Origin of the sequence: Paenibacillus pedocola, from assembly GCF_031599675.1 — a bacterium.
GTDB lineage: Bacteria > Bacillota > Bacilli > Paenibacillales > Paenibacillaceae > Paenibacillus_AQ > Paenibacillus_AQ pedocola.
In genome coordinates this window covers 904,382-928,451 of the sequence record NZ_CP134223.1, presented here as the reverse complement: position 1 = coordinate 928,451, position 24,070 = coordinate 904,382, and the positions used below count along the sequence as shown (strand labels likewise).

The following is a 24,070-nucleotide window of genomic DNA, read 5'->3' as shown; positions in this document are numbered from 1 at the left end:
ATTCATTGTATTTTGTTATAATATTGTTAGTGATATACCAATTATAATCCTAGAAAGAAAACAAATAAAGACAATAAATAATAATTGAATACATTTATCCATCCGGAAAATCGCGCTATAATGTTCATGTAAACGCTAACAATAACACGAAAAGGGGACAATGCAATGAGAAACAAGTTATTTTCGTTATGTTTTGTTATCATTATGGTTTTCTCTCTATCCCTGACAGGCTGTGGTTCGAACAACAATAATAATAATGCAGCCACAGCAACTGATGAGCCTGCAGCAACAACAGCGCCAGAGAGCACCGACGCAGCAGCAACCACTGAACCAGCAGCAGCCAGCGGATCTGACATCAGCGGCAAAATCATTTTCCTGACCAACAGAACCGACATGATCGGCAAAGAGTATGACGAATATTTAAAGCGCTTTAATGAGAAATATCCGAACATCAAGGTTGAATTTGAAGCTTCCCAAACCGACTACAACCAGCAGGCTAAGGTCAGAATGGCCAGCGGCGAGCTTCCCGACGTCATGTTCATTCCTAACATCCCTAACTCCGATCTGCCAAAATATTTCGCACCGCTGGACGATCTCGGCCTCACCGATAAAATTACATTTAAAGACTTCAAATCCTTCGAAGGCCAGCTGTACGGAATTACTACCGGTAACTCCACTACAGGAATTGTCTATAACAAAAAAGCCTTCGCCGATGCCGGCATCACCGAAATCCCTAAGACCTGGGATGAATTCCTCGCTGCCTGCGAAAAGCTGATAGCCGCCGGTGTAGTGCCGCTCGCTTCCAACTTCAAAGACAAATGGCCGCTTAACGACTGGGTATACTCCGTTCCCCGCATTATTGCCGGAAACCCTGATTTCCCGAATGAGAAGCTGAATACCGACACGCCTTTCACAATGGACAACGGCTACGGCAAATCGCTCAGCCTGCTTAGAGAGCTGAATGAAAAGGGCTATCTGGAAAAAGACATCAACTCCACCAACTGGGAACAATCGAAGAAGGACATCGCCTCCGGCAAATTCGCCATGTATTACCTGGGTAACTGGGTTATCAACCAGGTTATCGGCGCTGGCACCACTTCGGACAATGTAGGCTTCTTCCCGCTTCCTTATGACAACTCAGGCACACTTACAGCTCCGCTGAGCCCTGACTTCTTCTATGCTGTTGCTAAGAACAGCAAAAATGTAGACGCTGCCAAAGCCTTCGTAAAATGGATGATCGAAGATTCCGGATATGAGGATTTTGCCGGATTCATCTCTCCGCTGAAGGGCAAAGAATCCAATCTGACGCAGCTTAAAGAATTCCAGGCTACTGGTGTAGTTCTGCAAGAAGGTACAGTGGATGACGCTAAAGTAACTGAAATCACCAACAAAGCACAGCTCGACCTGCCGGCTATGGCTCAGGAGTTCGTCCTGGCTAAAGATCCGCAAACCGTCTTCGACAAATGGAACAAAGCATGGGCGAAAGCTAAAAAAGACCTCGGCTATTGATCCTATAAACACGCTGCACGGTAACTCCGCATAAACATCGGCGCGAAATGGATTATGCCTTCTCTGGATAATCCATTTTGTCGTCAATCTAAAGAGAGCTTTTTACGGAAGGAAGGCTGAGAAATGTTCGGAACATTATCCTATAACAAACAGAAGACCATTATTATTGTATCCTTTCTGCTGATTCCGCTGCTGCTGCTGGCAACGTTCACCTATTACCCGGCGATTAAGCTTGTTTACTACAGCTTCACCAACTGGGACGGTTACAGCCCCGAGAAGCCATGGGTCGGCCTGGACAATTACCGCGAGGTATTCAGCAATCCGGATATTTTCAAAGTATTCACCCATAACTTTGCCTACTTTGTGATGGGGATCGTCCAGAATATCGTCGCCATTTACTTCGCCGTCGTGCTAAGCAGCAAGCTGCGGGGCAAAAATGCCTTCCGGATTATGCTGTTCCTGCCTTACATTATGAACGGCGTCGCTGTAGCCTTTATGTTCGGCTATGTTTTTGACACCACTAACGGATCACTGAATCTGTTTTTAGACAACATCGGGCTGCACCACCTGGCCCAGACCAGCTGGCTCGGTACCGAAGGGCTGGTAAACTACTCCCTTGCCTCCACCGGCTTCTGGCGGTTTATGGGTTACAACATGGTTATATACATCGCCTCGTTACAGGCTATTCCGAAAGATATTTACGAAGCGGCCACAATCGACGGCGCAGGCTCCTTCCAGACCTTATGGAGAATTACGCTGCCGAATATGAAGCCTGTGATCCAGCTGAATCTGTTCCTGACGGTAACTGGCGCGCTTGAAGTCTTCGACCTGCCGTTCGTGCTGACGAAAGGCGGCCCTGCCGGTGCCAGTGAGACTTACGTGCAGAAAGTAGTCGATACGGCATTTGCTTTTAACAATTACGGCCTGGCCTCGGCAATGAGCATCATCCTGCTCTTCTTTGTCGTCATTGTGCTGCTGGTGCAGCAGCTGGTACTTAACCGGGGAGGAGACAAATAAACATGGCACATACCAAATTTCGTTTCGTAGATTTCTTCAAATACTTCACGCTGCTGATCGGGGTATTTGTCGTCCTTTTCCCTCCTTATGTGGTCATCGTTAATGCCTTTAAATCTACCGACGAGTTCAACTCCAGCAGTTCAATGGCTCTGCCCAAAAGCTTCCTGAACTTCGACAACTTTACCGCCGTCTTCCAGCGCGGAGGTCTCCTCAGCGGGTTCGGCAATGTCCTGGTCATCATTATAATTACATTGACCCTGAACATTCTGTTTGGCACAATGGTGGCATACGTGCTGGGCCGCTTCTCTTTTAAGCTGAAGCCGGTTGTATTCGGAGCTTATCTGGTAGCCACTATCATTCCGAGCATTACCACACAGGTCGCCACCTTCGGCATTATCAAAAGCATGGGCCTCTACAACACGCTCGGCGCTCCTATCGTGCTCTACATCGGCGCAGACGTTATCCAGATCATTCTGTACCTGCAGTTTATCCGCAACATTCCCTTTGACCTCGATGAGAGTGCCATGGTGGAAGGTGCATCCCTGTTTAAAATCTACCGTTCGATCATCTTCCCGCTTTTAACTCCGGCAACAGCTACGCTGGTGATTCTGAAGACGATCAGCATCTACAATGACATGTACATCCCTTACCTTTATATGCCCAAACAAAGCCTTGGCGTGGTCACCACCATTCTCATGCGCTTCCAGGGAGTCAATTCGGGCGAATGGAACCTGATCTGTGCCGCAATTCTGCTGATTCTGCTGCCGACAGTCATCCTGTACTTTTTCCTGCAGCGTTATATCTTTGAGGGGGTAACCAGCGGGGCCGTGAAATAGGGGGATGTACGGAAAGGAATACTACCGTGGTATCATACATCCTGAGAATCCCGCGCAGACTATGGCTGTTTCTCGCCAACCTGCCGATGGAGCGCAAGCTGATTGTCGTATTCGTCTTTCTTCTTTCTCTGCCGATTACTTATGTCAGCTACCTTTCCTCCCGCTCCACCTATAATTCGGTGCTGCAGAGCAGAACGAAGAGTGCCGGGCAGATGGCGGGCAGCGCTTCGGATACCATAGACAGGTATGTTGCTGATTTAAAAAGAAATACAGCGCTGCCGCTGTATAATACGGATGTTCAATTTTATCTGGAGCAGCAGTATGCCGACTGGGATAAGAACACCAGCATGTCGATGTTCCTAAGCTATTTGAACCATACGAAAGACGAGATCATTGCCGTATACTTAGTGGACAAATACGGTTCTGTCTTCTACGACAGAGCTCCCGGCATTAATGAACTGTTCCCCGCAGAGCGGATGAACGAGTGGCAGACCCTTACCAAGGGAGCCGGGGTAGCGCCTGTTGTCCAGGGACGGCATACGATCCGGGTGAACGCCGGCGGTCACCGCGAAGTCTTCAGTGTCCTGCGGACGATCACCTCGGTCAGCACGCTGAAGCCGATCGGTATGCTGGTCTTTGATATCGACATCAGCCTGTTCAAAGGCATTGCCGACCCGGTCAATACCGTCACCCAGGGCAATACCCTGATTGTGGACGATCAAGGACAGCTTATCTATGGCAGTTTAAATACAGATTCTCAGAGCCGTGTTCTGCAGCAGCATGATATCCCCCTGCTGCTGCAGAATACGGCTCAGCCGGAGGGGCATTTCCAGATTCACCTGGAGGGCCGGGATTATCTGGCAGTCTATACCGTGTCACCGAAAACCGGGTGGACGACCATGGTTACAATTCCGCTGGAAAAGATCCTTACCCCGGTGCAGAAGACCCGAAATACGCTGATATTGACGACTTTGGCGATTGTAGCCTTTGCTTTGGTTGTGGCGACGTTCATTTCCTATGCACTGACCAAACCGCTGAAATCGATGGTCCGCCTGATGAAGCAGGTGCAGCATGGCAATCTGGATGTCTGGCTTTCGCCCAAATATAACGATGAAATCGGAATGCTCGGCAGCCACTTCAACCGGATGATCATCCGGGTCAAGGATCTGCTCCAGGAAGTATCGCTTACGGAGAAACGCAAGCAAAAGGCCGATATGCGTGCTCTACAGAATCAGATCAACCCGCATTTTATTTACAACACGCTGGAATCCATCCGCATGCTGGCAGAGAGCAGTGACGATCCGCGTGTGGCCAGGCTGACTTATCTGCTCGGCCTGCAAATGCGTTACGGGATTGTCCGCAGCGATGAAATGGTAACAATCCGGCATGAGCTGGATCATGTGCGCAATTATCTGCATCTGCTGCAAATCCGCTTCCCGGATAAATTCAGCCTGAACATTGAAGTGCCGGAGGAATTCCTTCCGCTTCCGGTCATTAAGCTGGTCTTCCAGCCGATTGTCGAGAACGCCGTGTTTCACGGCCTGGAGCCTAAAGAGGGTCCGGGTTCAATCCATATTACCGCTTGGACTGAGGATGGCAAAAAAGTATTTTGCGTTGAGGATGATGGTGTAGGCATGGACGAGAGTACCCTGCGGCTGCTGAACAATAATCTGATGAACGGGGCCGACGGTGAAATGTTCGGCATCGGCCTGCGCAATGTAAATGAGCGGATCCGCCTGCATTACGGCAGCGCTTTCGGGCTGCGTGTATACAGCGAGCCTGGCCGGGGCACCCGCGTTATTCTAAGAATTGACGACCTCTCGGACGCCCGCGTTGAGGAATAATACTATATGAGCTGGACTATATAGTCAGGAAAGGGGATATCCGGATTGCTGCGTATTGTGATTGTAGATGATGAGGTTCTGATTCGCGAAGGCCTGGCCCGGATGATCAGCAAAGAGAGCCGCACCTTTTGTGTCGTCGGTACTTATCCGGACGGCAAGCATCTGCTGGATGAGCTGCCTTCCCTTCAGCTGGACGTTGTCATTACCGATATCCGTATGCCGCAGATCGACGGTCTGGAGCTGATCAAGCGGCTAAAAGCCAGCCACCCGCAGATCCGCACACTGCTGATGAGCGGATTCGTTGAATTCAATTATGCCCGGGAAGCCATCCGCAGCTCAGCCGTGGATTACCTGCTCAAGCCGATCAACAAAGAACAGCTCTTCGAAGTGCTTTATACCCTGGATCAGGAACGGAGGCTGCAGCGGGACAAAGAAGAACGCCAGCGCTCCGGGCTGCTGCTCTCCCTGCTGCATATCGAGGAGCCGTCTGCTGTTCTTTTAAACGGTCTGGGTTTGCCCCAGCCGTATTTTTCGCTCTATGTGCTAAAAGGGGGCACCCGGGAAACAGTCTGTGCCTATGCTGACCGTCTGCGGCAAGAGAAGGGCGCTCTATTTGACCTTCTGGAGATTCATAAAGGCATTCAGGTGTGGGCCCGTTATTCTCCGCAGCCGCTAACCCCTGAGGAGCAGCGCGATATCATGGATTATGTCAGTCCGGCTGGCAGGAATCAGCGCCTGCATATCGGGGCAAGCCGTTCCTATTCCGATCCGGCCAGGCTGAGAACCGCTTATCTCGAAGCCAAGCAAGCCTGTGATGCGGGAATTTATAATCCGCAGCCGCTGCATTATGCTACTATTGAGGAACTTAACGTTGCGGAGAAGTCTGCAGCAGATCCTTTCGCTCCCTTCCGGGAGCCGCTGATCCATGATCTGCAGATTCTGAGTATCGCCGGGGCGCAGGAGTGGATCCGCAAGATGTTCCGCGAGCTGGAAGCAGGGCAGGCCAATCCGGATCTGATTCTCCGCTCCCTCCAGCAGGTGGAGGAAACCGCCCGCAAAGAATTGCAGGAATTCGCAGCCGTCTACTGGAAAGAGACCCGCCCAAGGCTGGAGGAGCAGATCAAAGCCTGCATGAGCCTTGGCGAAATGGAAGAGCTGTTCACGACTCTTTTCTCCGCTGCACTGAATGAAATCCGCACTCACCGGCTGGAAATGTCCGGTACAGCAGTTGAAACGGTGAAGCGCTGGGTGTCGGCCAATTATAATCAGCATGCTGACCTCAATACGCTAGCGGGTATGGTATTTTTGACGCCAAGCTATCTCAGCAAATTGTTCAAGCAGGAGACCGGGCTCACCCTGACGGACTATATTATTGAAATCCGCATCCGCAAAGCCAAACACCTGCTTAAGAGTGCCCACGACCTAAAGGTACATGAAATCGGCACCGAAGTCGGCTATCCCGATCCCGCTTATTTTAACAAGCTGTTCAAGAAAGTTGTCGGCGTCACGCCGAACGAATACAAACGAATTTCCCTCGTATAAGGAGACCGATATTGTGCAGCCACAGTTCCCGGCATCACGGAATAATGATGAGATCCAGGTGTATGAAACTACAGAGCTTTATGGTGAAAAAGGACGCTTCCGCGTTCTCCAGTTTTCCGGTGATGCGATTCAGGGCGCGCTTGATCTGGAGCATCCGCGGCGTGTGGTCTTTGAATACCCGCGGGCAATGATTCATTTAATGGAATGCAATGAGCCCTATTTCCAGGATGTATTCCTGATCGGACACGGAGTCGGAACCATTGCCGGTTATTTTGCGGAGAAAAGCTTCAAGGTGGCAGAGGTGAATGCTGAGGTCGTAAACTATAGCAGAACCCACTTCGGATATAATCAGGACAACGTCATGATTGGTGATGGCCGGAGTCTGCTGGAGGGTGAGCAGAACGGGCGTTACGACTACATTCTGCTGGATGCCTTCACTGCCGCCGGAACCCCGCCGCATTTAACCTCCAGCGAGTTTTTCAGTCTCACCCGTTCCAAGCTCCATCCGCGCGGTTCGATTCTGATGAATCTGATGGGCAGAATTGAAAATGACCGGCTGATGAACGCCATCCATACTACGCTTAGTGAAGAATACCCCTATATCAAAGCTTTCGCGCTTCCTGCGGAAGGCTCTGCAGATATCCGCAACATTGTTATTATGGGCAGCGGCAAGCCGATCCGCTATCAAGCCCGGCAAATGGCCGGCTTCATTGAGGTCACCCTCGGTCAGGGCCATGTGATCAGAGACTGAACAGCGGAGCAGATCAACTGCTATATGTGGCTTGGACTCCCGGCCGGCGTCCCTTGATGAAAGAACATTTGCCAGCGCCCGTCTTGTTGCTTCCAAATCGAGCTTCGCAGCGTCGCTCCCCCCGTTTCTTCGTTCAGAATCCGGTAAGTAGTAAGAGCAGCCGTTTCAGACAACAGATGCAGTTCGAACCCGCTCAAGATCATCCGGACCTCGCCTGCCCCGTCCTCCCCCATTAAATCCTGCTTATACCACACCCTTCCCGAGCTTCCGAATTCAAAAAAATCATCCGCAAGCAGCTCGGACAGCTCCTCCGGACAGCTCCGTACCTCCGCGCTCAGCAGTTTTTCTTCCAGTTCGCAGATATGCCTTATGAGTACTGCTTCCTTTGTATCTTCCTTTTTGTCTTCCATAGTAACTTTCCCCTTTACCATAGACTTCCTGCTAGCATGGTGAACCGGATGAAAACCAGTTCGTCTCCCTCCCCTATCTCCATAGGTTCATGCAACCGGGTAAAGGCTTCCTCGCGCAAAAACACTTTATACAGCCCATCCTCAAACGCCAGGAGCGCAGCTTCCACCGCTTGTTCCAGCTCAGGCGGCTTGTTGTTATAGACCGTTCCGAAGCCAATCTTACCGCTGATTCCCCGCTCTCTGATTTCGCCTCTTGTCAGGTATGGAATAAGCTCACCCCTGCCCTGCTTATCCGCTAGCTCCTTCAACTGCAAGGCTACAATAGCCGTGATCAGCTCCTCCAGATTACCCGGAGTTTCCTGAAGGACAAGTTCCCGGCGTTCCAATACCGGCTTGCGCTTTCCTGAATTTTTGACAGTGACATACAGCAGCACAAGCATTCCTCCTCTGATTGGTTATACCATGCTGCTCCGGCATTGCCTCTTATAGTTCAGGAACTGAAGTATTCTTCCATGAGCTCAAAGTTCTGCTGCACAGTTCTACTCCCGTCATTTCCATTTCTATTTCTTCTCCTCTGCCGTCTACTACTCCTGCTTCCTGTATCTGCACGCCAAAATATCATACATTTCAGCTGCCCCTCGGCAATTCCAGGCTCGTTTCCCTTTTGTCCGCTTTTTTTGCTAAAATAGAAGAGTCGGCGCAGGCTTCGGCTTGAAAGCGCCAGTCACTGAAACGGAGGCATTACCTGTGGATTATATTATTCTGGACATCGAATTCAACGGCCGCAAATTTGCCAGCGAGCATCCTATGGAGGTCATTGAGATTGGAGCCGTCCGGTTAGACGCTTCATTGCAGCTTAAGGATGAGTTCTCCGCCTTAATCAAACCTATATATTTCTCTACCCTGAATTCGTTTATTAAGAAAAAAACCGGCATCCCCCAAGAGGACATCGACGTCGCTGACCGGTTCCCCAAAGTCATTACCGCGTTCCGGGCCTGGCTCGATCAAAGCCCTGACGGCGTGCTGCTCCTGACCTGGGGCGGCGAGGACATGAAGCGGATCATTCAGGACGTCCGGATGCACAAAATGGACGACGCCTACTGGATGGCGGCAACCTATTTTGATCTCCTCAAAGGGGTGCTGCGGGCACGTGGACTCAGCAATGACATCAGCGTTGAAGGTGCGATGGCGCTGTTTGGGCTTGAGCCCTCCGGCTCCGCCCACCGGGCGCTAGACGATGCCAAGATGACTGCGGAGATTTTCCGTGCAGTCTTCCCGGAGCTGGATTTTGAGCGGTCACAGCACTATGTGGACACCTTCTCCAATGCCAGAGAGCGCAAAACGGTCAAAATTGCGATCAAAGCCATGACCTCGCAAAAAATCGTTCCCACCTGGGAACTGGTAGCCGAGCACTACTTCCCGGGCGAAGACGCTTTGGCCGATCCCCGCAAAGCGGCGGAGCTGCAGGCCTATTTTGCAGCACAGCTAGGCAAGAAGTAATCTGCGTCTTTAGACGGTATGAACAGCGGCAGTTTTCCAGTTGGGGTATCCCCGCGGAGACTGCCGCTTTTTTGTGTCCTTTGCCTATCTGATAAAAAAGATGGTTACAATAAAAATAGCGTTTGACATTGCCGTTACGTGAAGGTGTAGAGTGGTTTTGTAAGCGCAGCTTACCGGCGGGATGTGCAGTCATGCAGAGGAATCAAACGCTGAAAATCTGTTACAGGAGGCAGTTATTATGGAATATACCGTACAGAAGCTGGGGGCGCTTGCGGGAATCAGCACACGGACGCTGCGTTATTACGATGAGTTCGGACTTCTGAGGCCTGCAAGAATTAACTCATCGGGATACCGTATTTACGGCCAGGCTGAAGTAGATCTGCTGCAGCAGATTCTGTTTTACCGTGAGCTCGGCCTAACCCTTGAGGCAATCAAGGAAATCGTAACCTCACCGTCCTTTGACGGCGCACAGGCTCTGCGGGAACACCATGAAAGGCTGCTTCAGCGGAGGAATCAGCTGGATGAGCTGATTGCAAACGTCGAGCAGACACTGGCCCAATCAGAAGGGAGAATGACCATGAGTAATGAAGAGAAATTCGCAGGCTTTAAGCAGAAGCTAATCGACGATAACGAGCAGAAATACGGACAAGAGGTCCGTGAGAAATACGGCGCGGAAGCTGTGGAGAAGTCAAACCGCAAGCTGAGCAATATGACGGAAGAGCAGTACACTGCCCTTCAGCAGCTCGAAGCAGACATGTTCGCGTCACTGGAGCAGGCGATGGAGGAAGGCGATTCTGCCAGCGAGCTGGCGCAAAAAGCCGCTGACCTGCACCGCCAGTGGCTCAGTTTCTATTGGGACACTTACACGAAAGAAGCCCATGCCGGAGTTGCCCAGATGTATGTGGATGACGAGCGGTTTACCGCTTACTACGACAAGGTCCGTCCCGGCATGGCCCAGTTTCTGAGGGATTCCGTTCATGTGTATACCGGGACTGGGCAAGAATAAAAATGATTTCAGGTTCAAGATTCACCTGTCCTTATTATAGGGCGTTCCTTACCATGAAGCAGCGGCAGCGGATATTCGCTGCCGCTCTATTTTATCTCCGCTTCCACCTCTTCCTCCATTTCTTTGTAGTATTGAATCTTGTCGGCAATCTTCCCGAGATTATCGCCAAGCTTCTGCATCTGCTGCTGGACCCTGCTCTGGTGGGCTTCCAGCATCAATCGTCTCTCATGGACAGTGGAGGGACCCTGGCTGCGCAGATCGGAATAACGCTTCATTTCCCGGATGGGGATATCCAGCTCCCTCAGAATGACCAGAAACTGTACCCAAGACACATCGGCCTCGGAATAGGCACGGTAGCCCTGTTCATTCCTGGACACGCCCTCCAGCATGCCTACCTTCTCGTAATACCGCAGCGTATGCGCTGATAGTCCCGTCAGGCGGGACATTTCCTGAATCGTAAGTAAGTTGTTCATGCTGAAATCATACCACAGCAAATGAACAGTTGCATTAGAGCGCGCTCTAAGCTGTACTCTGTGTGTAGAGCATAGAAATTCTATTAAACGGAGGTTTACTTATGACTACAGAACGTTATAATCGCGGTTGGGAAAAGCTGATGGAGGTGGACGGTACCGGAGGAGCCAAAGTGATTGAATCGCTGAAAGATATCTCTCCCGATTTGGGGCAATTTGTAATCGAGTTTGCTTTTGGCGATATTTATACCCGGGATGGGCTGGATTTGCGGCAGCGCCAACTTATCACTATCTCCTCACTCACTACTCTGGGCGGCTGCGAACCACAGCTTAACGTTCACATCAATGCCGCGCTTAATGTAGGACTCTCTCCTAAACAAATAGTGGAAGCCATCCTGCACTGCGCGCCTTACGCCGGATTTCCGCGTGTGCTGAATGCAACCTTTGTGGCTAAGGACGTATTTAAATCACGGGAAATTACGGTGCAGAATCAGCAAAAAGACAGCTCCGACTGACGGAGCTGTCTGTATTCTCCCGGTCCCTTCAAGGCCCAAGGCTCATAGGCTGCGGTGCAGCAGCTCCAGCACTCTGCGCAGCTCGGTTACCGCCACCTGGCCCGGAGCCGAAGGCTTGTGTGCTGCCCCAAAGGTCAGCGCCGAGCCGAAGATTTCTCCGGCCAGGCGGCTTATTACCCCTTCTCCGGCCATGGACATCGTAATGATGGGACGGTCTGCATATTGCTCCTGCATCTTATTCGTTGCTGCCAGCAGCGTCAGCACATCCCCCGGACTGCCCGGCATAACGGCAATTTTCGGCAGATCGCCTCCAAGCTCCTGTGCCCTGCATAGCCGGGAGACAATCTCCTCTTCGGACGGTGTTCCCTCAAAATCATGATTGGACAGGATTACGAATACCCCGCAGGCATGGGCAGCCGCAATTAAATCACGTACGACAGTCTCCTCGTTGAACAGTTCCACATCGATAATATCGACCCAGCCGCTCTCAGCGGCCGCCTTATTGAGCTGAATATAATATTCGGTGGAGATCTCCTTCTCCCCGCCTTCCTTCGCGCTGCGGAATGTGAAGATCAGCGGAATGTCCGGCAGAATGGACTGAATCCGCTCCAGCGCTTCCATAACCGCTGCGATATCCTCCACACCAGCATAAAAATCACTACGCCACTCCACTACATCCGGTGCGAGTGCTTTCAGCGCCTCGGCCTCTTTTTCCAGTTCAGCCAATGTTCCACTAACCAGCGGTACACAGATTTTAGGCATTCCTTCGCCCAGCGTTACATTTTTAACCGTTACAGTGCCGCTCACTATGTTCAGCTCCTTATGTATTTCAATATGCTTATAATTAACCTTAAGCTCCGGCCGATTCCTTGAGGAACTGTTCAACCTCCGCCAGCTGCGGCAGTGATGGAATCGCCCCGTGCTTGCCTACCGCCAGCGCACCGACAGCATTGGCGAAACGGACGGCTTCCGCAAGCGTCTTTCCGGAGGTCAGCTGATAGGCCAGCGCACCGTTAAAAGAGTCTCCGGCAGCAACCGTATCCACGGCTTGTACCGGAAATCCCGGGATGTGCAGGCTGCCGGCATCATTCACAATCAGCGCCCCTTTGGCACCGAGCGTAACAACAACATTCTCTACGCCTTTTTTCAGCAGAAGCCGCGCGGCCTGCCCGGCATCTTCGATGCTGTTCACGGCCATTCCCGAGAGTAGGCCCGCCTCCGTTTCATTGGGAGTCAGGTAGGCCACATGCTGTAACAACTCATCGTTAAGCGCGCGGGCCGGGGCCGGGTTGAGAATAACCGGGATCCCATAGCTATGCGCCATAGACGCAGCCTGTTCACACATCGGAAGATCCGTTTCCAGCTGCATGACCACCATTTCCGCCTGGCTGATAACCGGTGCCAATGCTGCGATATCCTCACGTCCCATTTCAAGATTCGCCCCAGGCACAACGATAATCCGGTTCTCCCCTTCTTCATCCACTACGATGGAAGCTACACCTGTAGCCCGGGTTTCACTCTGCCCGATATACTGCGTATGGACCCCCTCCTGCCGCATGACCTCAAGCAGTTCACGGCCAAATCCATCCTTGCCCACTCTGCCGATCATCGTCACCTCTGCGCCAAGACGGGCTGCGGCTACAGCCTGGTTAGCCCCTTTTCCGCCCGGAGACAAGGCAAAGGCCTGTCCAAACAAGGTCTCTCCGGCCTCAGGAGCCCGGCTTGTGCGCACGACCATGTCCATATTCAGGCTGCCGATTATCACGATTCCCAATCTTTTCACCATCCTAAACTTGTTACTCTCTATCTTACTCGGATTTCCCCGGATTAATCAAACGATGACGTGATCTATTTCTATCCTTATACGTTAAAAGACACGGCAGTATCTGCCGTGCCTTAGCGAATATTGAACTATACTAATCTTCGTAGATAACTACAGATTGGGATACCGGCTCCCATTTGACAGTAGCCTTCAAGGTTTCACTGACAAAGCGGACAGGCACCACGGTATTGCCCTTAACGATGGCTGGCGTCACCTGGAGAATGATTTCCTGACCGTTAACATATGCCGTCTTCTTATCGATAAACAGCTTCACGGTAGTCCCTTCCCGGGTCATGGTAACAGAGCGGTCCTTAGCGTTCCAGACCACCTCGGCCTGCAGGGCCTCCGCAATAGCCTTGAACGGTACTAATGTAGTTCCGGCTTTAAGAATTGGAGCAACTGCTGAGGTGGACTCTTCGCCGTTAACATACAGCTTTATCCCGTTTTGGCCGGTTTGTGCATACAGCTCGCCAAGCTTTTTGTATGAATTCAGATTCTTGACATTGGCCAGAATAGCTTCCTTCTGCACATACACTGCATCAGTTACACTTCCCCGCTCCTTCAGCATATCCGCAAGTGCCGACAGCGCAGCATCCTTATCTTGAATGGCCTCCAGCTCAGCTTTCATTTCCGGTGTCAGCTCAGTATTATATTTGGTCAACAACAGCCCCTCAATAACTGCTCCTGCCGGCTTGTCCTTCACATTTTCGATCGCATTCAGAAGCCCTTTATATCCATTGTGACCCTTGTTTTCATATGTAGCATATGTAACAGAAGTAACGCTTTCTTTAGCCTTTTCATTGCCCTTCTCTTTTTCCTTTTCTTTCGCTTTGTCGGCTGCAGGTGTTGCAGCAGGTGTCGCCGCAGGTTTCACAGCAGCTTCTTTAGTACTGTTACTGTTGCTGTTACCCTTTCCGTTACCGTTTTCAGATTTGGCCAGTGCCGCTCCCGACATCATGCTAATTGCCAAAACACAGCTTGCAAAGATACTAAGGAATTTTTTCATGTGTTCTGTTCCCCCTATGTTGTGATGTACTTCATCATATATTTCGGTTGCCGTCCTCAGCCTGATGAGTAAAAATGAATATTTAGGAGGTTTTACTCAGTCCGGAACTTGCGATACTCCCCTGGCACTAGCCAAGGATACCTACTTCGTGCAGACCCCGGCTTGCTGAATTTGTATGCTTTTCCTGGTCGAATTGTTTTTCAAACTTCGCTATGCTTTTGTTCTGCAAATGTGCTAGAATAGGTGTGCAATCGCTTCCAGGGAAAACTTCACCATTTTGAGCAAACGTTTGCACCTTAGATGTAGCTTACAGCAGCACCTGATTCCAATCTAATTCGTATTTAGGAGGCTTATCAAGTGAACCAGAACAAATTACCGTCTGTCGCTTATTTCAGCATGGAGTATGGCCTGCATTCCGACTTCAAAATGTATGCCGGCGGCCTGGGCATCCTTGCTGGAGATTACATCAAAGGTGCAAAGGACATTGGTGCCCCAATCATCCCTATCGGACTGAAATGGAAGCAAGGCTACACGGACCAGAAGATTGATGCGAATGGCAATCCCTATGACTCTTACCACAATTACGTCTATGATTTCCTTGAAGATACAGGGGTTAAGGTTACTGTAAAAGTCAGAAAAACCGATGTGGTCTGCAAAGTGTGGAAAACCGAGCAATTCGGCAACAGCCCGCTCTACCTGCTTGATACGGATATCCCGGAGAACAGTGATGCCTGGATTACCGGCCAGCTGTACGGCTGGTTTGGTGAAGAACGGATTGCACAGGAGATTGTGCTCGGCATTGGCGGGGTCAAGGCGATGCGTGCGCTGCAGATTCCGATCGATGTCTATCATTTCAATGAAGGCCATGCTGCGCTGGCTGCAATCGAGCTGATCCGCGAAAAAATGTCCGGCGGCAGCACCTTTGAAGAAGCGTGGAAAGCGACGCGCGAAGAAGTTGTGTTCACTACCCACACCCCGATAAAAGAAGGCAATGAGACCCACCCGCTAGACCGTCTGGAGTACATGAGTGCCTTTAACGGCTTAACCCGTGACCAAATGGAGCGGATCGGCGGTGAACCGTTCAACATGACCGTTGCCGGCCTGCGCCTGTCACGGATCTCCAATGCTGTTGCCCAGCTGCACGCCGATACCGCTAATAAAATGTGGAAAGAGGTTGCCGGAAGATCAGAAATCATCGGCATCACCAATGCCATTCATACTCCTACCTGGGTAGACGAACGGATAACCCGCGCCTTTGAGGAAGGCGGCGATCTGTGGGCTACACATACAGAGATCAAGAATGAACTGATCGGCTTTATTGAGGAGCGCTCCGGCATTGCCTTGAATCCCGACAATCTGCTGATCGGCTTCTCCCGCCGTGCTGCGCCTTACAAGCGCAGCGACCTGATTTTCTCCCAGCCGGAAGTGATCGAGCCTTACCTGAGAGACGGCAAAATCCAAATCGTCTTCTCCGGCAAAGCCCATCCGCTGGATGACAACGGCAAAAAAATTGTCAGCAATCTCGTCGCCATGATGAAGAAATATCCGAAGAGCGTAGTTTTCCTGGAAAACTACGACATGACGATCGGTGCACAGCTGACCCGCGGATCCGACATTTGGCTCAACAATCCGCGCAGACCGCTGGAAGCAAGCGGAACCTCCGGAATGAAGGCTGCGATGAACGGGGTGCTGAACTGCTCCATCCTGGACGGCTGGTGGCCGGAAGCCTGCATTGACGGGGAGAATGGCTGGCAGATTGGTGACGGTTTTGAAACTACTGATTTTGCAGTGCTTGACAAGCATGACAGCGACGCATTATATGATACACTCCTGAACCGGGTAGTCCCGACCTTTTATGAGAACCGTGATAAATGGGTAGAAATGATGCACAAGAGCATCGAAACTACCCGCACCGAATTCGCAAGCAAACGAATGCTGGATGAATATTACAGCAAAATGTACATCAAGGGTTAAGCAGGTATTAACGGTTAATTATACGCTCCTGATCACTCCATGATCTCTGGAGATCTATCTCATTCCTAGCCTCTCCTCCGCTTTAGCGGAGGGGAGGCTCTTTTATTACAGCACATTCTGCCTTCGGCTTTCTTTCTTCCCAATTATCCCGCCATGCGTATACCATGCTACCTAATTTTTCACCGCTAGTTGTCCCCATCATGAAATAATCTCCTTCCGCATATTGTTAATTAAAATGATTATAAAAAAGAATTGATTTTCATCAAATTTTTGTTATTATAGAACTTATACTAATTCTAAATTCAAATCCTATACCGAGGTGAGTGTATTCATGAGTCAAAGCAATAACAAACTTACAACAAGCTGGGGTGCCCCCGTAGGAGACAATCAGAATTCAATGACAGCAGGTTCCCGTGGACCCACATTGCTGCAGGATGTTCATCTGCTCGAGAAACTGGCCCATTTCAACAGAGAACGTGTTCCAGAGCGTGTCGTTCACGCTAAAGGGGCCGGTGCTCATGGATATTTTGAGGTTACACAGGATTTGTCCCAATATACCAAAGCGGCATTCTTGTCTGAAGTAGGCAAGCGCACACCTATGTTTATCCGCTTCTCGACTGTTGCCGGAGAGCTGGGTTCTGCCGATACTGTGCGCGATCCGCGCGGTTTTGCCGTTAAATTTTACACTGAGGAAGGCAATTATGATCTTGTCGGCAACAATACGCCGGTCTTCTTCATCCGCGATGCGATCAAGTTCCCGGATTTCATCCATACCCAGAAACGTCATCCGCAGACACACCTGAAGAATCCAAATGCTGTCTGGGACTTCTGGTCATTATCGCCCGAGTCGCTGCACCAGGTTACGATTCTGATGTCAGACCGTGGCATTCCCGCAACGCTCCGTCATATGCACGGCTTCGGAAGCCATACCTTTAAATGGGTCAATGCTGAAGGTAAAGCTGTTTGGGTTAAATATCATTTCAAAACAGAACAGGGTGTAAGAAACCTGGATGTCAACCTGGCCGCACAGCTTGCCGGTGAGAATCCGGATTATCATACCGAGGACTTATTCAACGCCATTGATAAAGGCGATTTCCCGGCATGGAGACTGTGTGTGCAAATTATGCCAGAGGAGGATGCGGATACGTACCGGTTCGATCCTTTTGACGTAACCAAGGTCTGGTCGCAGAAGGACTATCCGCTGATTGAGGTCGGCCATATGGTACTGGACCGTAATCCTGAGAACTATTTCGCAGAAGTCGAGCAGGCCACCTTCTCCCCAGGTTCGTTCGTGCCCGGAATTGAAGCTTCACCAGACAAAATGCTCCAGGGGCGTTTGTTCGCTTATGCCGATGCCCACCGTTACCGGGTAGGTGCCAACCACAACCAGCTGCCGATCAACCGGCCTGTCGCCGAGGTGAACAATAACCAGCGTGACGGTGCGATGAATTCCACCAGCAATGGCGGCGGGTCCGTCTACTACGAGCCTAACAGCTTTGGCGGAGCAACAGAATCTCCACAGCATAAGCCTGCAGCTTTTAAAGTTTCCGGCCAGGCAGACAGTGTGGCATACGATCACAACGATCATTATACACAAGCTGGTGATCTGTACCGTCTGCTGAGTGAAGAGGAACGTGCCCGGCTTGTGCAGAATATCGTAGGGGCCATGACGCCTGTGGAATACGATGAGATCAAAATCCGCCAGATCGGCCACTTCTATAAAGCTGATCCTGAATTCGGACAGCGTGTTGCTGCCGGACTTGGATTACCTGTACCTGCAGCTGAATAAAAGCTTTCAATAAAAATCCCCGGGCTAGGAGCCCGGGGATTTTTCGATTTTAGCCAACTTTACTGATAGAGCCCCACCCATTGCTCCAATTGAAGTTGAAGCTCCGCTCTGGCCGACAGTGGTTCGAGAATCTCCGCATTTGGGCCATATTGCAAAATCCATTTCATGAACTCACTGGCATTGTTAACGGTCACTTCGAACAGAAGACTGCCGTCCTGCTCATCGCTCATCCGTGGATGAACAAACAGCTCTTCTTCCTTAATATAGCGCGCCACCTCAGGAGAAAAGCGCACCTTGAACCTTATGTATTTATTCCCGCGGTTAATCGACCAGGTATGCTTCAAATAACTTCTAATATTAAACCCGTTTTTGTCAAAGCTTGAGTCCGTGACCTCAACCTGCTGAAACCGGCTCATACGGAATGTACGGATATCCCCCTTAACATGACAGTACCCAATAAGATAAAAACGCTGGTCACGCGGAATTAAATAATAGGGATCAATTTCACGTTCAGTTGTGGCATTGCGTGACTGCGAGTGATATATCGTCCGGATGCTCCGTTGATCCAGAATCGCTCCGATAATCGGCTGTAGAAAATTACGGCTTTCCTTGCGGTAAGCAGGTTTCCCCATTTGAATAATGTCCGCAATGTTCTCCAGAATTCCATTCTGCTTAGACTTTTCTTTCAGATGTGTGCCCATAACCTTGTCATAGGCGGTGTGAAAACCCGGAGGGATTTTGTCCGGATTCAGCACTGAGGGCAAAAGGGAAAAGGCTAATGCCTCCTGCTCAGAGAAATCCAGCGGATATTGATAAAACTTACCCAGGAACCTGTAGCCGGTCCCCCTGCCTTCATTCGTAACCGGGGCAAAATGGCTGATAATATCAAGATCCCTGTAAATCGTCCGGAGGGTCACGTCACATCTGAATGCAAGATCCTTGGCTGTGATTCCGGGATTAGACTGGATCGCGTTGATAATTTTGAAGATTCGAATTACTTTGTCTGTCATGCGGTATGCTCCTTGGCTTGTATTCAATGCGGATAATTATGTAAATATAATATATCAATATCCGGCATTCCCGCTGTCACCAAATACACGTCTTTCCTCAGGTCTCACTTATTTCTATCCATCCTTTTACCGGAAAACAAAAAAAGAGCTGCGGATAATCCACAGCTCTTGCTCTGTTTCGTAAGCGGGTGATGGGAATCGAACCCACGCTATTAGCTTGGAAGGCTAAAGTTCTACCATTGAACTACACCCGCAAAATATAAAATCGGGATGACACGATTTGAACATGCGACCCCCTGGTCCCAAACCAGGTGCTCTACCAAGCTGAGCTACATCCCGTAATACGGTAATCACACTTCAAAAAAATAAGTGGCGCGCCCTGAGAGATTCGAACTCCCGACCTTTTGATTCGTAGTCAAACGCTCTATCCAGCTGAGCTAAGGGCGCAAAATCTATATGGAGCGGACGACGGGAATCGAACCCGCGACCCTCGCCTTGGCAAGGCGATGCTCTACCGCTGAGCCACGTCCGCAAAAACATGGTGCGCGTGAAGGGACTTGAACCCCCACGTCGTGAAACGCCAGATCCTAAGTCTGGTGCGTCTGCCATTCCGCCACACGCGCACACTTTGTGAGAAAATGGTGAGCCATGAAGGACTCGAACCTTCGACACCCTGATTAAAAGTCAGGTGCTCTACCAACTGAGCTAATGGCTCTTATACATAATGGCTGGGGATATAGGAATCGAACCTATGAATGACGGAGTCAAAGTCCGTTGCCTTACCGCTTGGCTAATCCCCAATATTCATAATTAGCAAAACCTACGGAATCGGGTGGATACTCTATACTTCGAGATATAGGATGCACAATCCCTGATACCTTAATACCATTTAAAATGGCGGAACCGACGAGATTCGAACTCGCGATCTCCTGCGTGACAGGCAGGCATGTTAGGCCAACTACACCACGGTTCCAAAAAAGTAATTGCGGGGGCAGGATTTGAACCTGCGGCCTTCGGGTTATGAGCCCGACGAGCTACCGGGCTGCTCCACCCCGCGTCAGTAAGAAATATATATTCCCTTGCGGTCCCGGAATGTACCCGGAATCCTCTACGAAGCCTCGCTTCACTTTTGGGGAAATATTATGGTGGAGGCTGAGGGGTTCGAACCCCCGACCCTCTGCTTGTAAGGCAGATGCTCTCCCAGCTGAGCTAAGCCTCCATAATATGACTCGTATGGGATTCGAACCCATGTTACCTCCGTGAAAGGGAGGTGTCTTAACCCCTTGACCAACGAGCCATGCTGTAAAGAATAAAACAAAATCGAACGGAGAGAGGGATACTCTCATTTCAATCGAGATTGCGATGTAATGCTAACGAAGCTTATGCTTCAACGAACCACTGAGGATTCTCATCCCAATTCAGGGAAGTAAAGCTACGGAGAGAGAGGGATTCGAACCCTCGAGACGCTTGTGGCGCCTACACGATTTCCAATCGTGCTCCTTCGGCCAAACTCGGACACCTCTCCATATGGCTCCCCGAACAGGACTCGAACCTGTGACAACTCGATTAACAGTCGAGTGCTCTACCAACTGAGCTATCAGGGAAAATGGTGGGCCTTAGTGGACTCGAACCACCGACCTCACCCTTATCAGGGGTGCGCTCTAACCAGCTGAGCTAAAGGCCCTTCTATCTTATTAAAATATTAAGGGCAAAAAAAATACCACAGTGTTTGTGGTTGTCCGCTTGGCGGCGTCCTACTCTCCCAGGACCCTTCGGTCCAAGTACCATCGGCGCTGGAAGGCTTAACGGTCGTGTTCGGGATGGGTACGCGTGGAACCCTTCCGCTATCGCCACCAAACGGGCATTTACAGCGTAAATGCTTCAGGAACCTTAATTCCTGAAAACTGAATCCGAAACGAATCTGCATTCTTCGAAATTTGGATAAGCCCTCGACCGATTAGTATTGGTCAGCTCCATGCATTACTGCACTTCCACCTCCAACCTATCTACCTCGTCGTCTTCAAGGGGTCTTACTAATTGGGAAATCTCATCTTGAGGGGGGCTTCACGCTTAGATGCTTTCAGCGCTTATCCCGTCCGTACGTAGCTACCCAGCCATGCTTCTGGCGAAACAACTGGTGCACCAGCGGTACGTCCATCCCGGTCCTCTCGTACTAAGGACAGCTCCTCTCAAATTTCCTGCGCCCACGACAGATAGGGACCGAACTGTCTCACGACGTTCTGAACCCAGCTCGCGTACCGCTTTAATGGGCGAACAGCCCAACCCTTGGGACCTACTTCAGCCCCAGGATGCGATGAGCCGACATCGAGGTGCCAAACCTCCCCGTCGATGTGGACTCTTGGGGGAGATAAGCCTGTTATCCCCAGGGTAGCTTTTATCCGTTGAGCGATGGCCCTTCCATGCGGTACCACCGGATCACTAAGTCCGACTTTCGTCCCTGCTCGACTTGTAGGTCTCGCAGTCAAGCTCCCTTATGCCTTTGCACTCTTCGAATGATTTCCAACCATTCTGAGGGAACCTTTGAACGCCTCCGTTACTCTTTAGGAGGCGACCGCCCCAGTCAAACTGCCCGCCTGACACGGTCCCCGTACCCGTTTAGGGTACCAGGTTAGAACCTAGATACGATCAGGGTGGTATCCCAACGGCGCCTCCGCAGAAGCTTGCGCTCCTGCCTCTACGGCTCCCACCTATCCTGTACAGATCGTACCCAAATTCAATATCAAGCTGCAGTAAAGCTCCATGGGGTCTTTCCGTCTTGTCGCGGGTAACCTGCATCTTCACAGGTATTAAAATTTCACCGGATCTCTCGTTGAGACAGCGCCCAAGTCGTTACGCCATTCGTGCGGGTCAGAATTTACCTGACAAGGAATTTCGCTACCTTAGGACCGTTATAGTTACGGCCGCCGTTTACTGGGGCTTCGGTTCATAGCTTCGGATTGCTCCTAACCACTCCCCTTAACCTTCCAGCACCGGGCAGGCGTCAGCCCGTATACTTCGCCTTGCGGCTTCGCACAGACCTGTGTTTTTGCTAAACAGTCGCTTGGGCCTTTTCACTGCGGCCCCCTCGGGCTATTCACCCTACCGAGGCACCCCTTCTCCCGAAGTTACGGGGTCATTTTGCCGAGTTCCTTAACGAGAGTTCTTCCGCGCGCCTTAGAATTCTCTTCTCGCCTACCTGTGTCGGTTTGCGGTACGGGCACCTTCTCCTGGCTAGAGGCTTTTCTTGGCAGTGTGAGATCATGACCTTCGCTACTATAATTTTCGCTCCCCATCACAGCCCAGCCTTAACGATGTGCGGATTTGCCTACACACCAGCCTCACTGCTTAGACGGACATCCATCAGTCCGCGTCACTACCCTCCTGCGTCACCCCATCGCTCATAGCGGATTACGGTGGTACAGTAATTTCAAACTGTTGTCCTTCGACTACGCCTTTCGGCCTCGCCTTAGGTCCCGACTTACCCTGAGCGGACGAGCCTTCCTCAGGAAACCTTGGGCTTTCGGCGGATCAGATTCTCACTGATCTTTTCGTTACTCATACCGGCATTCTCACTTGTATGCTGTCCAGCGCTCCTTACGGTACACCTTCAACCCACATACAACGCTCCCCTACCCCAGATGCAAAGCATCTAGCCATAGCTTCGGTGGTGTGTTTAGCCCCGTTACATTTTCGGCGCAGAGTCACTCGACCAGTGAGCTATTACGCACTCTTTCAATGGTGGCTGCTTCTAAGCCAACATCCTGGTTGTCTGTGCAACTCCACATCCTTTCCCACTTAACACACACTTGGGGACCTTAGCTGATGGTCTGGGCTGTTTCCCTTTTGACAATGGATCTTAGCACTCACTGTCTGACTCCCGGCAAGAAGTTAATGGCATTCGGAGTTTGACTGAGCTTGGTAACCCTTGCGGGCCCCGCACCCAATCAGTGCTCTACCTCCACCACTCCATTCACCGAGGCTAGCCCTAAAGCTATTTCGGGGAGAACCAGCTATCTCCGAGTTCGATTGGAATTTCTCCGCTACCCCCACCTCATCCCCGTATTTTTCAACATACGTGGGTTCGGGCCTCCAGTGCGTGTTACCGCACCTTCACCCTGGACAGGGGTAGATCACACGGTTTCGGGTCTACGTCCACATACTAAATCGCCCTATTCAGACTCGCTTTCGCTGCGGCTCCGGCTTCTCACCTTAACCTTGCATGTTAAACGTAACTCGCCGGTTCATTCTACAAAAGGCACGCCATCACCCCTAAAACGGGCTCTGACTTTTTGTAAGCACACGGTTTCAGGTTCTATTTCACTCCCCTTCCGGGGTGCTTTTCACCTTTCCCTCACGGTACTGTTTCACTATCGGTCGCCAGGTAGTATTTAGCCTTAGCAGATGGTCCTGCTGGATTCATACGGGGTTTCACGTGCCCCGCACTACTCGGGATCCGTCTCGGAGAGAACACAGTTTAGGTTACAGGGCTTTTACCTCTATCGCGGGCCTTTCCAGACCTCTTCACCTACCATATTCCTTTGTAACTCCATGTGAGACGTCCCACAACCCCAAGGGGCAAGCCCCTTGGTTTAGGCTGTTCCGCGTTCGCTCGCCGCTACTGACGGAATCACTATTGTTTTCTCTTCCTCAGGGTACTTAGATGTTTCAGTTCCCCTGGTCTGCCTCTACACACCCTATGTATTCAGGTGTGAGTAACTGCGAATTACCACAGCTGGGTTTCCCCATTCGGACACCCCCGGATCAAAGCTTGCTTACAGCTCCCCGAGGCAGTTTCGTTGTTCGCCACGTCCTTCGTCGGCTCCTGGCGCCTAGGCATCCTCCGTGTGCTCTTATTAGCTTAACCTCGATTTTCTCCGGAGGAGAAATATCGGACCATTGAATAAATTCAAGATCTTCATTTCCTTCACAGAAAAATTCGTATCAACTAATAACTATTTCAACTTGCTTACACAAGTTTCAGCTAAAAGATGTTCTAAAACGCAAATTCGTTTCGGTATCCAGTTTTCAAGGATCAAGGTACTGCTGAGAGCTTAAACTCTCAAAACTGA

The 24,070-nt window shown here is 50.7% G+C and carries 18 protein-coding genes, 14 tRNA genes and 2 rRNA genes; 11 read left to right on the top strand and 23 right to left on the bottom strand.

What is annotated here, in order from left to right; all coding sequences use genetic code 11:
* Nucleotides 1-165 precede the first annotated feature (165 nt).
* The 6 genes from QU597_RS04025 (at nucleotide 166) to QU597_RS04000 (ending at nucleotide 7,499) form a co-directional block, all read left to right on the top strand.
* A complete protein-coding gene (locus QU597_RS04025) occupies nucleotides 166-1,509 on the top strand; it encodes an ABC transporter substrate-binding protein (RefSeq protein ID WP_310831474.1) in 1,344 nt (447 codons plus the stop codon).
* Nucleotides 1,510-1,632: 123 nt separating this feature from the next.
* Nucleotides 1,633-2,526, top strand: coding sequence for a carbohydrate ABC transporter permease (locus tag QU597_RS04020; RefSeq protein WP_310831473.1), 894 nt, complete (start codon nucleotides 1,633-1,635; stop codon nucleotides 2,524-2,526).
* Between the two features lie 2 nt (nucleotides 2,527-2,528).
* Nucleotides 2,529-3,362 carry a carbohydrate ABC transporter permease gene (locus QU597_RS04015; protein ID WP_310831472.1) on the top strand — a complete coding sequence of 278 codons (834 nt, stop codon included), beginning with the start codon at nucleotides 2,529-2,531 and terminating at the stop codon, nucleotides 3,360-3,362.
* A 26-nt stretch (nucleotides 3,363-3,388) separates the two neighbouring features.
* On the top strand, nucleotides 3,389-5,206 hold the full coding sequence (locus QU597_RS04010; protein WP_310831471.1) for a cache domain-containing sensor histidine kinase: 1,818 nt from the start codon (nucleotides 3,389-3,391) through the stop codon (nucleotides 5,204-5,206).
* 45 nt (nucleotides 5,207-5,251) lie between these two features.
* A complete protein-coding gene (locus QU597_RS04005; RefSeq protein ID WP_310831470.1) occupies nucleotides 5,252-6,748 on the top strand; it encodes a response regulator in 1,497 nt (498 codons plus the stop codon).
* A gap of 13 nt (nucleotides 6,749-6,761) precedes the next feature.
* On the top strand, nucleotides 6,762-7,499 hold the full coding sequence (locus tag QU597_RS04000; protein ID WP_310831469.1) for a spermidine synthase: 738 nt from the start codon (nucleotides 6,762-6,764) through the stop codon (nucleotides 7,497-7,499).
* Between the two features lie 20 nt (nucleotides 7,500-7,519).
* On the opposite strand, the gene QU597_RS03995 is transcribed toward QU597_RS04000, so the two are convergent.
* Nucleotides 7,520-7,909 (bottom strand): nuclear transport factor 2 family protein, encoded by a 390-nt coding sequence (locus QU597_RS03995; RefSeq protein WP_310831468.1) that lies wholly within the window; start codon nucleotides 7,907-7,909, stop codon nucleotides 7,520-7,522.
* A 14-nt stretch (nucleotides 7,910-7,923) separates the two neighbouring features.
* A complete protein-coding gene (locus QU597_RS03990) occupies nucleotides 7,924-8,349 on the bottom strand; it encodes a hypothetical protein (protein WP_310831467.1) in 426 nt (141 codons plus the stop codon).
* 307 nt (nucleotides 8,350-8,656) lie between these two features.
* Here QU597_RS03990 and QU597_RS03985 point away from each other — a divergent pair, with 307 nt between their 5' ends.
* On the top strand, nucleotides 8,657-9,409 hold the full coding sequence (locus tag QU597_RS03985; protein WP_310831466.1) for a 3'-5' exonuclease: 753 nt from the start codon (nucleotides 8,657-8,659) through the stop codon (nucleotides 9,407-9,409).
* Nucleotides 9,410-9,647: 238 nt separating this feature from the next.
* Nucleotides 9,648-10,415 (top strand): MerR family transcriptional regulator, encoded by a 768-nt coding sequence (locus tag QU597_RS03980; RefSeq protein ID WP_310831465.1) that lies wholly within the window; start codon nucleotides 9,648-9,650, stop codon nucleotides 10,413-10,415.
* A gap of 86 nt (nucleotides 10,416-10,501) precedes the next feature.
* On the opposite strand, the gene QU597_RS03975 is transcribed toward QU597_RS03980, so the two are convergent.
* On the bottom strand, nucleotides 10,502-10,888 hold the full coding sequence (locus QU597_RS03975; RefSeq protein WP_310831464.1) for a MerR family transcriptional regulator: 387 nt from the start codon (nucleotides 10,886-10,888) through the stop codon (nucleotides 10,502-10,504).
* Between the two features lie 101 nt (nucleotides 10,889-10,989).
* On the opposite strand from QU597_RS03975, the gene QU597_RS03970 reads away from it, so the two are divergent.
* Nucleotides 10,990-11,400: a carboxymuconolactone decarboxylase family protein gene (locus QU597_RS03970; protein WP_310831463.1), complete on the top strand. Its 411-nt coding sequence runs from the start codon at nucleotides 10,990-10,992 to the stop codon at nucleotides 11,398-11,400.
* 42 nt (nucleotides 11,401-11,442) lie between these two features.
* On the opposite strand, the gene aroD is transcribed toward QU597_RS03970, so the two are convergent.
* The 3 genes from aroD to QU597_RS03955 all read right to left on the bottom strand — a co-directional run bounded on the left by aroD (nucleotide 11,443) and on the right by QU597_RS03955 (nucleotide 14,228).
* Nucleotides 11,443-12,207 carry a type I 3-dehydroquinate dehydratase gene (gene aroD, locus QU597_RS03965; protein ID WP_310831462.1) on the bottom strand — a complete coding sequence of 255 codons (765 nt, stop codon included), beginning with the start codon at nucleotides 12,205-12,207 and terminating at the stop codon, nucleotides 11,443-11,445.
* A 43-nt stretch (nucleotides 12,208-12,250) separates the two neighbouring features.
* Nucleotides 12,251-13,165, bottom strand: coding sequence for a ribokinase (gene rbsK / locus QU597_RS03960; protein WP_310833219.1), 915 nt, complete (start codon nucleotides 13,163-13,165; stop codon nucleotides 12,251-12,253).
* A 151-nt stretch (nucleotides 13,166-13,316) separates the two neighbouring features.
* Nucleotides 13,317-14,228 (bottom strand): copper amine oxidase N-terminal domain-containing protein, encoded by a 912-nt coding sequence (locus tag QU597_RS03955; protein ID WP_310831461.1) that lies wholly within the window; start codon nucleotides 14,226-14,228, stop codon nucleotides 13,317-13,319.
* Nucleotides 14,229-14,585: 357 nt separating this feature from the next.
* Between QU597_RS03955 and glgP the strand changes: the two genes are divergently transcribed.
* Nucleotides 14,586-16,202 (top strand): alpha-glucan family phosphorylase, encoded by a 1,617-nt coding sequence (gene glgP / locus QU597_RS03950; RefSeq protein WP_310831460.1) that lies wholly within the window; start codon nucleotides 14,586-14,588, stop codon nucleotides 16,200-16,202.
* Between the two features lie 331 nt (nucleotides 16,203-16,533).
* Entirely contained in the window at nucleotides 16,534-17,991 is a 1,458-nt protein-coding gene (katA, locus tag QU597_RS03945; RefSeq protein ID WP_310831459.1) for a catalase KatA, read from the top strand.
* 59 nt (nucleotides 17,992-18,050) lie between these two features.
* Here the strand turns inward: katA and QU597_RS03940 are convergent, their stop codons facing one another.
* The 17 genes from QU597_RS03940 to QU597_RS03860 all read right to left on the bottom strand — a co-directional run bounded on the left by QU597_RS03940 (nucleotide 18,051) and on the right by QU597_RS03860 (nucleotide 23,865).
* Nucleotides 18,051-19,001, bottom strand: a complete 951-nt coding sequence (locus tag QU597_RS03940; RefSeq protein ID WP_310831458.1) for a helix-turn-helix transcriptional regulator — start codon at nucleotides 18,999-19,001, stop codon at nucleotides 18,051-18,053.
* Between the two features lie 183 nt (nucleotides 19,002-19,184).
* A tRNA-Gly gene (locus tag QU597_RS03935) sits at nucleotides 19,185-19,255 on the bottom strand.
* A gap of 11 nt (nucleotides 19,256-19,266) precedes the next feature.
* Nucleotides 19,267-19,340 (bottom strand) — tRNA-Pro (locus QU597_RS03930).
* A 31-nt stretch (nucleotides 19,341-19,371) separates the two neighbouring features.
* Nucleotides 19,372-19,448: transfer RNA gene (locus QU597_RS03925), tRNA-Arg, on the bottom strand.
* 10 nt (nucleotides 19,449-19,458) lie between these two features.
* A tRNA-Gly gene (locus QU597_RS03920) sits at nucleotides 19,459-19,533 on the bottom strand.
* A gap of 7 nt (nucleotides 19,534-19,540) precedes the next feature.
* Nucleotides 19,541-19,624: transfer RNA gene (locus QU597_RS03915), tRNA-Leu, on the bottom strand.
* A 16-nt stretch (nucleotides 19,625-19,640) separates the two neighbouring features.
* Nucleotides 19,641-19,716 (bottom strand) — tRNA-Lys (locus QU597_RS03910).
* Nucleotides 19,717-19,726: 10 nt separating this feature from the next.
* A tRNA-Gln gene (locus QU597_RS03905) sits at nucleotides 19,727-19,801 on the bottom strand.
* A 95-nt stretch (nucleotides 19,802-19,896) separates the two neighbouring features.
* Nucleotides 19,897-19,974, bottom strand: a tRNA-Asp gene (locus tag QU597_RS03900).
* A 10-nt stretch (nucleotides 19,975-19,984) separates the two neighbouring features.
* Nucleotides 19,985-20,058: transfer RNA gene (locus QU597_RS03895), tRNA-Met, on the bottom strand.
* Nucleotides 20,059-20,144: 86 nt separating this feature from the next.
* Nucleotides 20,145-20,220, bottom strand: a tRNA-Val gene (locus tag QU597_RS03890).
* Nucleotides 20,221-20,226: 6 nt separating this feature from the next.
* Nucleotides 20,227-20,298: transfer RNA gene (locus tag QU597_RS03885), tRNA-Glu, on the bottom strand.
* A gap of 138 nt (nucleotides 20,299-20,436) precedes the next feature.
* A tRNA-Ser gene (locus QU597_RS03880) sits at nucleotides 20,437-20,526 on the bottom strand.
* Between the two features lie 3 nt (nucleotides 20,527-20,529).
* Nucleotides 20,530-20,605: transfer RNA gene (locus QU597_RS03875), tRNA-Asn, on the bottom strand.
* Nucleotides 20,606-20,608: 3 nt separating this feature from the next.
* Nucleotides 20,609-20,685 (bottom strand) — tRNA-Ile (locus tag QU597_RS03870).
* A 57-nt stretch (nucleotides 20,686-20,742) separates the two neighbouring features.
* Nucleotides 20,743-20,859 (bottom strand): 5S ribosomal RNA (gene rrf, locus QU597_RS03865).
* 79 nt (nucleotides 20,860-20,938) lie between these two features.
* Nucleotides 20,939-23,865: ribosomal RNA gene (locus QU597_RS03860) — 23S ribosomal RNA — on the bottom strand.
* Between the last annotated feature and the right edge of the window lie 205 nt (nucleotides 23,866-24,070).